12 protein-coding genes are annotated in these 12,556 nt (G+C 52.6%); 11 read left to right on the plus strand and 1 reads right to left on the minus strand.

Annotated elements, in window-relative coordinates; genetic code table 11:
- The first annotated feature begins 4 nt into the window (after positions 1 to 4).
- Positions 5 to 1,795 (plus strand): amidohydrolase family protein, encoded by a 1,791-nt coding sequence (locus K0B01_02240; GenBank protein ID MBW6484958.1) that lies wholly within the window; start codon positions 5 to 7, stop codon positions 1,793 to 1,795.
- A gap of 8 nt (positions 1,796 to 1,803) precedes the next feature.
- Here the strand turns inward: K0B01_02240 and K0B01_02245 are convergent, their stop codons facing one another.
- Positions 1,804 to 2,052: a hypothetical protein gene (locus K0B01_02245; GenBank protein ID MBW6484959.1), complete on the minus strand. Its 249-nt coding sequence runs from the start codon at positions 2,050 to 2,052 to the stop codon at positions 1,804 to 1,806.
- 319 nt (positions 2,053 to 2,371) lie between these two features.
- On the opposite strand from K0B01_02245, the gene K0B01_02250 reads away from it, so the two are divergent.
- The 10 genes from K0B01_02250 (at position 2,372) to K0B01_02295 (ending at position 12,547) form a co-directional block, all read left to right on the plus strand.
- Entirely contained in the window at positions 2,372 to 2,860 is a 489-nt protein-coding gene (locus K0B01_02250; GenBank protein MBW6484960.1) for a C-GCAxxG-C-C family protein, read from the plus strand.
- A gap of 119 nt (positions 2,861 to 2,979) precedes the next feature.
- Positions 2,980 to 3,222: a hypothetical protein gene (locus K0B01_02255; protein MBW6484961.1), complete on the plus strand. Its 243-nt coding sequence runs from the start codon at positions 2,980 to 2,982 to the stop codon at positions 3,220 to 3,222.
- Between the two features lie 13 nt (positions 3,223 to 3,235).
- A complete protein-coding gene (locus K0B01_02260; GenBank protein ID MBW6484962.1) occupies positions 3,236 to 4,561 on the plus strand; it encodes a SpoIID/LytB domain-containing protein in 1,326 nt (441 codons plus the stop codon).
- A gap of 128 nt (positions 4,562 to 4,689) precedes the next feature.
- Positions 4,690 to 6,219, plus strand: coding sequence for a PAS domain S-box protein (locus tag K0B01_02265; GenBank protein ID MBW6484963.1), 1,530 nt, complete (start codon positions 4,690 to 4,692; stop codon positions 6,217 to 6,219).
- The gene (locus tag K0B01_02270; GenBank protein ID MBW6484964.1) at positions 6,212 to 7,582 is read left to right on the plus strand and encodes a sigma-54 dependent transcriptional regulator; all 1,371 of its coding nucleotides are present in this window, start codon (positions 6,212 to 6,214) and stop codon (positions 7,580 to 7,582) included. The genes K0B01_02265 and K0B01_02270 overlap by 8 nt, the downstream gene beginning before the upstream one ends.
- Positions 7,583 to 7,868: 286 nt before the next feature.
- The gene (locus tag K0B01_02275) at positions 7,869 to 9,125 is read left to right on the plus strand and encodes an ABC transporter substrate-binding protein (GenBank protein ID MBW6484965.1); all 1,257 of its coding nucleotides are present in this window, start codon (positions 7,869 to 7,871) and stop codon (positions 9,123 to 9,125) included.
- Positions 9,126 to 9,146: 21 nt separating this feature from the next.
- The gene (locus K0B01_02280) at positions 9,147 to 10,016 is read left to right on the plus strand and encodes a branched-chain amino acid ABC transporter permease (GenBank protein MBW6484966.1); all 870 of its coding nucleotides are present in this window, start codon (positions 9,147 to 9,149) and stop codon (positions 10,014 to 10,016) included.
- Positions 10,017 to 10,019: 3 nt separating this feature from the next.
- Complete coding sequence (locus K0B01_02285; GenBank protein ID MBW6484967.1) at positions 10,020 to 11,030, plus strand: branched-chain amino acid ABC transporter permease; 1,011 nt, start codon at positions 10,020 to 10,022, stop codon at positions 11,028 to 11,030.
- On the plus strand, positions 11,027 to 11,794 hold the full coding sequence (locus K0B01_02290) for an ABC transporter ATP-binding protein (protein MBW6484968.1): 768 nt from the start codon (positions 11,027 to 11,029) through the stop codon (positions 11,792 to 11,794). The genes K0B01_02285 and K0B01_02290 overlap by 4 nt, the downstream gene beginning before the upstream one ends.
- A gap of 6 nt (positions 11,795 to 11,800) precedes the next feature.
- On the plus strand, positions 11,801 to 12,547 hold the full coding sequence (locus K0B01_02295; GenBank protein ID MBW6484969.1) for an ATP-binding cassette domain-containing protein: 747 nt from the start codon (positions 11,801 to 11,803) through the stop codon (positions 12,545 to 12,547).
- Positions 12,548 to 12,556: the final 9 nt, after the last annotated feature.

Below are 12,556 nucleotides of genomic sequence, written 5' to 3' on the forward strand. Positions count from 1 at the left end.
TTTCGTGAGCGCAGCGGGGGAAGTGGCTGTAATGCAAAACAGCGAGGCCAAAGAAGTGATGCAGACGGCGCTGGGACGTCAGACGGCCGATCTCGTGGTTGTCAACGCCAGGGTGGCGAATGTCTATACAGGCGAAATTCTTGATGATTATTCCGTGGCAGTGAAAGGCAAGTGGATTGCTTATGTCGGGCGGGAGCCTCGGGAAAACATCGGCGCGAAAACCGTTGTTATTGACGCGGCGGGTATGACCGTCATCCCCGGTTTCATCGAGAGTCATACCCATTTGGTGCAGATTTATGGCAGTGCGGAGTTTTTACGCTATGCAATAAAGGGGGGGACAACCACGATCATCACCGAAACGATGGAAGTTTTTCCCATCGGCGGGTGCGAGGCCGTGGTGGATTTTCTGGAATCGTTTCGCGACCAGCCGGTGAAGGTCTATGGGACAATGCCGGCGATGGGTTCCATCAGCAGCGCCGCCAGCGGAATATCGGTTGAGGACATCCAGAAGCTGCTGCTCAGGGACGATATTCTTGGTTTGGGAGAGACCTACTGGCAGTTGCTGCTGCAGAACCCCGATCAGTTCCTCCTTATCTTTGCAGAGACCCTGCGGCGGGGGAAGACGCTGGAAGGTCATTCCGCCGGGGCCGGCGGTCGGAAACTGATGGCCTACGCGGCGGCCGGGATTTCCTCCTGCCACGAGCCGATAACGGCCGAAGAGGTGCAAGAAAGGCTGAGATTGGGGATTTACGTGATGGTCAGGGAGGGAAGCATCCGGCGCGAGCTGGAAACCGTCGCGCGGATAAAGGAGATGAATGTTGATCTGCGCAGGTTGATTCTTGTGACCGACAGCGTTGAGCCCAACGATCTGATAGAGAAGGGCTATATGGAATATGTAGTTCAGAAGGCGATCGATGTCGGGTTTAAGCCGATGGATGCCCTGCGGATGGCGACGCTGAATGCAGCCGAACATTTTTCTCTCGATCAAATTCTGGGAGGAATAGCGCCCGGCAAGTACGCCGACATGGCGATTATCCCTGATATGCAAACCATCAGACCCGAGTATGTAATTGCCAATGGCAAGATAGTGGCGAGGCAAGGCGAGGTTCTTGTTGCTCCCCGCGAGCACGTTTACGCGGAGGCGAGTCGCCACAGCGTTCATCTGCCCGCCGAGTTCCAGCCGGATGATTTTTCCATCCGGGCAGAGGAGGCCGCTGCCAGTGTGAATGTCCGGGTGATGGATCTGATAACGGAGCTGGTAACGAAGGAACTAAAGATGGATATGCTCGTTAGCGACGGCCTGATCCAGGCCGATCCGGGGCGCGATATTATAAAGGTTGCCGCCATTGACCGGGCCTGTAACCCCGGCCGTAACGTAGCGAACGTCAAGCGCCTTTTTGTCGGTCTTATTCGTGGCCTTAAGATGCGGGCCGGCGCCTTCGCGACATCAACGGCGTGGGATACAGCGGACATCGTTGTCGTCGGCGCCGGCGATGCCGATATGGCGCTTGCCGTAAACAGGATACGCGCGCTGCAGGGAGGAATGGCCGTTTGTAAAGACGGGGAAGTCCTCGCCGAATTTGCCCTTCCCCTCTGGGGCCTGGTTTCCGATCAACCGATGGAGATCCTTGCCAAAAAGCTCGCTGAGATAGACGCCGCCGTCTCAAGCCTTGGCGTTCGTCTTGCCAAACCGTTCTTGACGCTGGGCACCCTGACCACGGCTTCAATTCCCTACCTCCGCATCTGCGAAGAGGGGCTGGTAAATCTCCGGGAAGGGAAAACGGTGGGGTTATAATTCCTGGATTACCTTAATTCAACTGTATAGTTTTTATAGGCGGCAAGCAGCGCTATTCTGTATGCCCTTTCAGCGCCTGCGACGATGTAGTTTCTTTTCTTCACCATTTCCAACAGTTTTTCAGCAACTTCTTCTTCATCCAGCGCGAGGTTCCTTACATCCAGAAAGGCCTGTTCAAGGCCGATCAAACCCACCAGTTCGCTGCCCACGATGAGAGTGATTATTTTAGGCGCTCCCGGGGCACAACAGTTGCCCATCCTCTTTTTCTCCCTTCAGCTTCTATTATAAAAAACAAGGTATTAGATGGACGTCAGCCATCATTAACCGGGCAGCCGTGGTTTATAGCACAAATTTTACAAAAATCCACAGCAAAGGGCCTGTCCACAAATAACCTTCCTTGAAAATATACGATAATCGCCAATTACGCATTGACAGCCACAGCCGGATGAGCAATGATAGCTTGTAATCCATGCGTCTTACGATTAAGTTTTACACATAATGACCGTTTGAGGGAAGTAATGGCTTTGCGACCGGCGGCGGTTGGCATTTCGAAAAATGATGAATTGGGGGTGACAGGTGACCAATGAAGAGATGAGGGATAAGGCCGTCGAGCTGATGATGGTGAAGCGTTTTCATTGCAGTCAGGCGGTGCTGGCGGCCGGGCAGCAGAAGCTCAACAGGAAAGACGACGAGGTGATCAGGGCGATGGGGGCCTTCGGCGGGGGGCTCGGCGGAAACGGAGAGGTTTGCGGCGCCGTTGCCGGAGCGCTGGCGGTGATCGGGCTGAGGTTCAGCCGCGCTTCGGAGGATGAGCGGGAGAACCCGCAGATGTGGTCCTACGCCCAGGAGGTTCTGGAGCGGTTCCGGCGGGAAATCGCCAAAGACTGCGGGAGCATCCTTTGCCGGGAAATCGCCGGGGTGGACTGGAAGGACCGGGAACAGGTCAGGGCTTTTTATAAGGGCGAACGGGTGCACGAATGCGGACGAATCGTGGGTGATATGGCCATACTGGTTTTTGAACTTCTGGAACGTGCGGACAAGCAGGAGCTGAGGATCGTCCGATGAAATTCTTTGCATTGAGGGAAAAAGGCCGACGATGGAAATTCTGCTGATAAATTCGTATCTCTTCTCCAGAGAAGGCAACATCTGGACCAGCATCCAGGGCGCCCTTCCCCGGGACCAGAATGTTTGCCTGGGCAAAGGAAAACGGCTACCTGAAATCAGAGGACTGGTCCAAGTATGATTTTTCCAACATGGTAATGGAGTTGCCCACGATCAGTCGGGAGAAAATAGCCGACTATTACAGAAAAGTATTCAGGATGTTTTACTGGCGGCCTTCTTATCTGCTCAAAAGGCTCCTGATGCTCCGGAGTTTTAACGACATTAAAATGGCGTTCAAGGCTTTCATTGTGATCTTTAAGCACTGATTGGGAGAAAAGGATGGAAGAACCAAGAATAAAGGTGGGGATCTGCGATCGCTATCCGGAAATAAGGGGAAGGCTGAACGGTTTTTATCGCCCGAACGGGATAGCCTTGAGCGGTGAGTTTGTCGTCCGTCCGCAGGGAAACGCCGCCGTTTTTTGCGATGAACATGGCCGGGAAATCATCAAGGCGCCCGAGCTGAGACTGTTCGCAGAAAAAAATGCCACCTTTACGATAAACGGGGTAACGATCGGCGTCGGTTTCCATTGGGAGCAGCAGGAAAAACAGACCTTCCCCGGGGATCTGACCTTTCTGGCCTCTGAAGACGGCAAGATAACGGCGATAAACGAGCTTCCCGTCGAGACCTATCTGCAAAGCGTCGTTTCGTCGGAGATGAGCGGCGACGCCCCGCCGGAATTTCTCCATGCCCACGCCATCGCGTCCCGAAGCTGGCTTGTCGCGATGCTCCAGCGCAAGGAAAAGGCTGAAAAAATTGGCGGTTGCGAAAATTACGGTGCCAATGGCGAAAAAGAGGTGATCCGCTGGTATGAACGGGAGGATCATGATTTTTTCGATGTCTGTGCGGATGATCACTGTCAGCGCTATCAGGGAACCGGCAACCGGGTAGAAGGCAACGCGGCCGCGGCGGTCCGGGCGACGCGAGGGGTATTTCTGATTTATGAAGGTCAGATCTGCGATGCCCGGTATCACAAGGCGTGCGGCGGGATGACGGAAGACTATCGGACCTGCTGGGCGCCCAGGGATGTTCCCTACCTCTCCCATGTTTGCGATTCGGCAAGGCCATTTCCCCCGCTGCGCACTAAGCAGGAGGCGGCAGACTGGATTCTGTCCACGCCTGATTCCTGGTGCAATGTGAAGGATGAAAGGCTGTTGAAAAATATCCTGCCCGCTTATGACAGAAAAACAGCCGATTTTTTCCGCTGGCGAGTCGAATACAAAAGGGAGGAACTGGAAGAGATAATCCGCCGGAAAGCGGGCCTTGATTTCGGCGTTCTGCAGAGCCTCGTTCCTCTGCAAAGGGGACCCTCCGGCAGGATCAGCTCCCTGCGCCTCGAAGGGACAAAGGCCAAAGCGGTCGTCGGCAAGGAGCTGGAAATCCGCCGCTGGCTTTCTCCCAGCCATCTCTACAGCAGCGCCTTTATCGTCGAAACAAAAAACGGGTTTTCCGGCACGCCCTCCGGCTTTATTCTCCACGGGGCAGGTTGGGGGCACGGAGTCGGCCTCTGCCAGATCGGCGCCGCGGCGATGGCCTCCCGGGGATTAACTGCCGAGGAGATACTCCGCCACTATTTCCGGGGTGCGGCATTGGTGAAGCGTTATTGAAAAAGTTAATTTCAGTTTGCTGTCAAAATCCGCTTGACAGATAAATTTTATATTCATATACCCACCCTGCAAGAAACAACTCCTCATCCAATAATTACAGAAGCGCATTAATTGAGAATGGAAGCGCAATGGGCTTTGATCTATCAGAGTTTATCGAATGCAACCGCTCGCCAATCATTGAGGAATGGGCGGACAGACTGCATGCTGAGGTGGGCGAGCAATACTCCCGGAGACCCCATAAGGAATTGGTGGGTACGGTAACCGGGGCCTTCGATGCCAATACCCATGTTCTGCTTCATAACGACTTCAGCCATATAAACCGATTCATAAATAAAATCACCCGTATGCGCCTGGAAGCCGGTTTCCTGCTTTCCGATGTGCAAAAGGCCTTTGAGCTGTACCGGACGATCATGGTTCCCCTTTTGGCAAACGCGGCCGATGTTGGAGATTTTCATAGCGCAATATCCAAAATCAACCAATGTTTGGCCTATACCATTCACCGCTTCAGCGATCTTTTTCAGAATATGCATGAAAAAGAGATTATGGAGTATGCCCAGCGGCTCGAGGGGGAGGTGAAAGACCGGACCGCGGAGCTGAAGGAATCGGAATTAAAATACAAGACGCTGGTTGAGGAAATCAATGACGGATATTTTGTCATTCAGAAGGAGGCGATTGTTTTTGCCAACAAGGCATTCTGCCAGATGCACGGATACAAACAGGAAGAGGTTATCGGGCAGAAGTTTTATCTGTTCATAGCCCCGGAGAATCAACAGAAGGTCATCGAAATCTATGCGGATAGTCTAAGCAAGAGGCGCTCTCATCCCATCTTTGAATACAAACGGCTTACCAAGGATGGTCACCGGTTTCCTACAGAAATCATGGCCAAGGTCATCCGCTATGAAAATCAGCTCTCCAATATCGGCATCTGCCGGGACATTACCAAAAGGGTGGAGATGGAGCAGCGAATTCGGGAGGCGGAAAGGATGGCCTACATCGGCCAGATCACCACTTCGCTATCTCACGAGATCAGGAATCCCCTTTCCGCTGTTAAGATGAATATTCAAATACTCAACAAAAATCCCCAGTTGCGCGGCAATGACCAACGGCGCGTGGAGATATCCATCAAGGAGGTGCTCAGACTGGAGCGGATATTGACGGAACTGCTGGATTTTGCCAAGCCATTGCAGTTCGAATTCAGACCCTGTTGGGTTAATCAGATTCTCTTTGCCTGCGAAGAACTGCTCGATGTGAAATTTAAGGAAAAAGAACTCTCCCCATTCTTTTGCCTTGCCCCGGAAATATCGGAAATAATGGCGGATAAGGAAAAACTGGAACAGGCGTTTATTAACTTGCTGCTCAATACTATCGAGGCCTGTCGGGAAAGAGGGGAGATCTTGGTAACAAGCAGGAGCGGTCTATCTGACGGCAAGCCCACAGTCGAGGTGATTGTGGAAGATGATGGCCCGGGAATACCCAGGAAGCATATGGAGGATATCTTTAAGCCTTTTTTTACCACAAGGAGCAATGGCACCGGTCTGGGTCTGGCCAATGTGAAACGGATTGTCGAGGCCCACGGAGGGTGGATCAAGGCGCAAAACCGCGACCCCTCCGGCGCCTCTTTTCATATATATTTGCCAAGCGGGGGAGGGCATGCCTAAGATACTGGTAGTAGATGACGAATGTTCAATCAGGGAAACCCTGACCATGTTCCTGACTGAAAAAGGCCATGAACTCAGCGCGGCCTCTTCAGGCCAGGAGGGGATCGCCCTTTTTGAAAGCTTCAATCCGGAGGTGATCATCCTGGATATTCGTCTCCCCGACCAGAATGGCCTGGAGGTGCTAAGCCAGATGCGAAGCCGCAACAATCTAGCCAAGGTGCTGATGATCACCGCCTTTCAGGACATGGATACGACCATCCAGGCCATGAAAAGAGGGGCTTATGATTACATACACAAACCCCTCGATGCCGATGAGATAGAAAAAGCCGTCAATGGCGCCCTCCACACCCTCCGGTTGGAAAGGGAAGCCTCGCTTTCCAGGGAAAAATGGCAGCCAATGAACAGAGACGCCATTATCGGGAAAAGCAAGGAAATGCGGGATATATTCAAGATGATAGGTATGCTTTGCCAGAATCGGGCCTCGGTGCTGATTGAGGGCGAGACAGGCACAGGCAAGGAATTGATCGCCCGCATGATTCATCAAAACAGGGATTGCGCCGACGAACCGTTCATCACTCTGGACTGCTCGGCGGTTGTCGAAACATTGCTGGAGAGTGAACTTTTCGGCCATGAGAAGGGCGCCTATACCGGCGCCGAGTACACAAAAAAAGGGAAGATCGAACTGGCCGGCGGCGGCACCCTCTTTTTGGATGAGGTCGGAGAACTGCCTTTAGCCCTGCAGGGGAAGCTCCTGGGTTTTCTGCAGCGCCACGAATACATGCGGGTGGGCGGGGAAAAGATCTTGCAGTCGCACTGTCGCATCATTGCGGCTACTAATCGCAATCTTGCGGCGTTTGTGCAGCAGGGCAAGTTCAGGGAAGACCTGTACTTTCGGCTGAATGTTGTGTCGATTCGCGTTCCTCCGCTGAAGGAGAGAATATCCGACATCCCCCATCTGGCGAGACACTTTCTGCGAAAAATAAATATGGAACTGGGCACCGATGTATGCAGATTGCATCCCGGCGTACTGAAATGTTTGAGCCTCCATCCCTGGAAAGGAAATGTCCGGGAGTTGGAGAATGTGCTTGTGGAAGCTGTGGTAAAAGCCCGAGGCAAGGTAATTCTTGCAGAAGATATTGAAAAGATTTTGAAGAAGAACAGCCCTCTTTCCCCGCAGAATCTATCGGATTATTCGCTGCCCGTTATGGAACGAGAGCAGATTCAGAAAGCCTTGTCGCATGTAAGCGGGAATCGGACAGAAGCTGCCCGCCTGTTGGGGATTTCCCTCCCTACCTTGCGCAGCAAGATCTGTAAATACAACCTTATTGTCTCCAGCAGGGCGAGCGCCTTGTTGATCAAGTGAGGTGAAAGAATCTTTCTATCAATGAAAGTTTTTTTCAGTGCGGCCACGCCCGTTTTTTATGCCGGCTTTTTGCCGCGCTGAAATACCTTGCATGGTTTCGAATTGTTATAGGGAAATTTATTCTAAAAAACCGTTTTTTATTTTTGGCACACAGGTTGCTTTATTTTGGGGATTCAAACCTTTCCAAGAATATTGAACCAGACAGAGAATCTGGAGGCGGACTCTTTGCGCGGTAGTTTCTTAAGACGCAAGGCGGAGGATAGACAAACCGAAAAGGAGGGTGGTCATGAAGAATAAATTGTTGTATTTGTTAGCGGTTGTATCTCTTGTATTATGTATGCCGTTTACATCTTTTGCCCAGGGAAAGCCCATTGTCATAGGCGCGCCGCTGGCGACCGCCTTTTTGTATGGCTGGGATGCGGAACGGGGGATCAAGCTCGCCGTTGATGAAATCAATGCCGCCGGCGGCGTGAATGTTGCGGGGCAGAAAAGACCTTTCAAGGTAGAGGTGATTGACACCAGGGATCTGGAACCGAGCGTTCCGGTCGCGGATGCCCTCCTGGCAATGGAGAAACTGATCCTTGACAAGAAGGCGGATTTCATTGTCGGCGGGCCTGTGCGCTCCGAGGCTGCCCTTGCGGCCATGCCGCTGCTCAGCAAGCACAAGAAGGTGAGCATTCTTACGACCGGAGTCCTTACGCCTGCGTACGGGAAAGCGGTGGCGGAAAATTACGACAAGTACAAGTACTGTTTCCGCAATACGAGCCATGTGCCGGTCATGATGGGTGACTTTATGGCCATCTTGAACGATCTTCAACAGAAACACGGGTTCAATAAAGCCTATATCATGGTGCAGGATGTCGCGCACGCCAGAGCGGGCGGGGCATTCATGCAGAAAGCCCTTGCCGGAAAAAACTGGGAAGTCGAGATGAAGATCTATCCTACAGGAACCACCGACTATTCCGTGGGACTCATCGACTCCGGCAAGAAGGGCACCCAGGTTCTTTTTCTCTGGATGGATATGCCGGAAAGCGCCGCGCTGCTGCAACAATGGAGCAATATGAAGCTGAAATCACTGCCGATGGGGTTCATGAACGCCGCGGAACAGCCGGGTTTTTGGAAGGCCACCGGCGGCAAGGGCGAATTCATGATTGTTAACCTCGTCAATGGCGGCAACGCCCCGTCCAATATTACCCCCTGGACCATGAAATTTGTCAATGCCTACACGAAAAAATGGGGCCTGGAGCCGGAGGGTTATGGGACATCCTCGAGCTACATGGCCGTTTACCAGTTAAAAGACGCCATCGAAAAGGCCAAAACCACCGACTCGGATGCTGTTGTTACTGCCCTGGAAAATCAGGACCTGATGGGGGTTTACGGGAGAATGAGATTTGACAAGAAAACCCATCAGATAATCCCCTCCTGGGATCCCAAGGAGGGAGCTGTTACCGGCATTATTCAGTGGCAGGCCGGAAAGCGCGTGCAGATTTTCCCGCCCAAGGCGGCCGAGGGGAAAATCATGTTTCCGCCCTGGATGAAATAACTGAAGAGAATAGAGGCTGACGTGGAAATAATTGTTTATGGAGTTATAAACAGTGTGATTCTCTCCTTGACGGCTCTGGGGTTTACCCTGGTGTACAGCATTGCCAGGATGCCCAATTTTGCGCACGGAGCCCTCTACGTCACAACGGGGTATCTGGCCTGGCTCTTTATGAACAAGTTTGGGTCGCTCCCTTATCCGGTGGCGATTGTGCTTGCCATCGGCATTACTGCCGCGATCGGGGCCTTTATGTATAGGTTTATCCTGATCCGGATACGGGGAATGGAGATATCCGAGATTATCGCCACGTATGCGATCGGTCTGGCAATTCTGGAAGGACTGAGGTGGGGAGGGTTGAGAGGAATGACTTTCACCCTTCCCCCTTTTATCGCCGGGTCCATGAATATTTTCGGGGTGAGCGTCGATTACCAGCGACTGCTGATTGTTGCGGTGGGCATTATTGTCTTCGCTGCCCTCTATCTTTTTACACATTTCAACAGGGTGGGGCTGGCCTTGCGGGGGATAGCCCAGGACGAAAGGGCCGCCATGATGCTCGGCATTGATTCGGATATGACGGCAATTATCTCGCTGGCGTTGGGGTCGGGCCTGGCCGGTCTTGCGGCAATAATGCTTCTGCCTCTGGGAAACATAATCGTGGAGGTCGGCTACAGTGTCCTGATTTTTGCCATTGCCGTGAGCGTAATCGGAGGATTGGGAAGCTGGGGCGGGACAATTCTCGCGTCCTTCATCATCGGTTTTGCGCAAATCCTTACGGAAGCCTTTCTCTCGTCGCAATACCAGATGGTAGTCGCCCTGCTGGCGATTATTATCACTTTGCTCATAAAGCCATCCGGGATATTCGGCAAGCAGAAAGAGCTCGAAGAAAGGGTCTAAGTTATGGAGATGATGCGGAAGGAAAGGATTGACAGGGGCGTCCGGGTGAGAACCGCGGGGCTCTATGCGATCTCAACGTGGCGGGAAATGCTCTACTTGATAGGGCCTCCGCTTTTTTTAATAGTCGGGATGATAATCCTTCCCATCGTCCTTGAGTTTGCCCCCTACTGGAAAAGGGTCATCAATATTGTGTGCGTTTATGCGCTGCTTGCCCTTGCTTTTGATTTCCTTGCCAATTTTGTGGGTCTGGTGTGTCTGGGAGGCGCTTTTTTTGTGGGTATCGGCGGTTACCTCTCCGCCATCTTCAATGTTTACTTTCATTTCCCGGTTTATCTTTCCATCCCGCTTGCGACAATCGGCGGGGCTGCCCTTTCCACGCTGCTGCTGATGCCGGCCCTGCCGCTGCGCGGGGTTTACTTTGCAATTGTTACGCTGATGTATCCGCTGCTCGCGACCAGGGTGATCGAGGCATTGAACATCTTTGGCGGGACGAACGGCATCATCGGTCTCGACAGCCTTCCCAATGCATATGTTGAGCACTACCTGATCATCATCGCCACGCTGATCTTCCTCTACGGACTGAGGCGCTTTGTCAATCAGGACATGGGCCTCGTCATCAGGGGGGTCAAGGATAACGATCAGGCGGTGCGGGCCTCGGGCATCAGCGTTACCCGGATGAAGGCCTTTGCCGTATTCGTGTCCTCCTTCATGGGATGCTTTGCCGGGGCATACATCGCACACATGTATTCCTGGGCAGGCACTTCCCTTTTTGCCCTCGACTTTTCGATTATCCCGATTGCTTCGGTGGTGATCGGCGGCGGCGGCACCCTGCTGGGCGCAGTTGTCGGCAGCTTCATTCTGGTGCCGGTATCAGAATTACTGCGTAATTTCGGTACATTCAGGATAGTCATATACTGTGTAATCCTCACCGGATTCATCGTCTTCAAGAGTGAGGGAATAATGGTTTATGTCATGAGAAAATACCACCAGTTTGAAAGGTGGGTAAAGGTATGAGCGACGAAATAATCCTTTCTGTTCAGGGCATAAGCAAGAACTTCGGCGGTCTCAAGGCGCTCGTGGATGTGGGCTTTGAGATTAAACGGGGTGAGGTTTACGGCATTATCGGGCCGAACGGTTCGGGAAAAACCACACTGATTAACTGCATCACCGGTTTTATCAAGCCTGATGCCGGGCGGGTATTGTTCAAAGGAAAAAATATTACCAAGTGGGCGCCCCACAAGATCGCCCACATCGGCATCAGCCGGACGTTTCAGATCATGCGACCCTATTACAGCCTCCCGGCCTACAAGAACCTGATCATTCCCCTCTGGTCGCCGCGCGCCAAGACCGTGGGCGGATGGCGGGGCGGGGGAAAACACGGAGATCGGGATACGGTGGCGATCGATATCCTCGAAGAGATCGGTTTCGAGCGGGATTCGCGGGTTCCTTACAAAATCGCCTCCACGCTGCCAACCGGATATCAAAAGCGGCTGGAGTTGGCGCGGTGCATTGCGATGCGGCCGGAGATCATTTTCTGCGACGAGGTGTTTTCCGGATTGAGCATGAGCGAAATCGCCGGCATGCTCCCCTTGATCGAAAAGATGAAGGAAGAGGGGATTACCCTGATCATGGTTGAGCACCGGCTCCGGGAGTTGTTCCGGGTGGCCGACCGGGTCATGGCCCTGAACTTCGGGGAAAAGATTGCGGAAGGTGAATCGGGCGTTGTTATCGAAAACAAGAAGGTCAAAGAAGCCTATCTTGGCAAAGAAGAGGTATAGCGGACTATGCTTGAAGCAAGCGGGATGATGATTTTTTATGAAAACATGATTGCCCTTAATAACGTCAGCATTGACGCCCCGGACGGCAAAATCATCGGCATCTTCGGCTCGAACAGCGCCGGCAAAAGCGCGCTGATGTATTTTCTCTCCGGGATCATTCTCGACATCAAGAAAAAAGAGGAGATGCGAGGGGGAGAGCGCATCTCGGTCTATGGGAAATTAACCCTGAACGGGGAGGATGTCTCTCATCTCAAACCGCATCTGCGGGCCAAAAAGGGGATAGTCCTGTGCCCGGAGAGAAGGAGAATATTCCCCGAGAGTTCCGTCCTGGAAAATCTGAAGATCGGCGCGTATCTTTCAAAAAAGCAGGATACGAAAGACAATCTTGAATATGTGCTGAATCTTTTTCCCCGTCTCAAGGATCATCTCAACAGGCAGGGGGGGTTTTTAAGCGGCGGGGAGCAGCAGATGCTGGCCATCGGCAGGGCTCTCATGGCAAATCCCACCGTCCTGCTTTTGGATGAACCACTGCTGGGTTTGAGTCCGGCTTATATGGATATCGTCATCAGCGGGACGAAGGCGATCCGCGATACAAAGGGCATTACCATTATCATTACCGAGCAATACGCCCGTCCGGTTATTCCCATCATCGACAATGGGTACATTCTCGAGAACGGCTCCAGTGTGCTGCAAGGCACAGGCGCGGAACTCCTCGATAATCCGGACGTAAAATCAGCCTATTTTGGTGTTTGAGGGGAAAAT

The sequence above is a fragment of the Syntrophobacterales bacterium genome, assembly GCA_019429105.1.
GTDB lineage: Bacteria > Desulfobacterota > Syntrophia > Syntrophales > UBA5619 > DYTH01.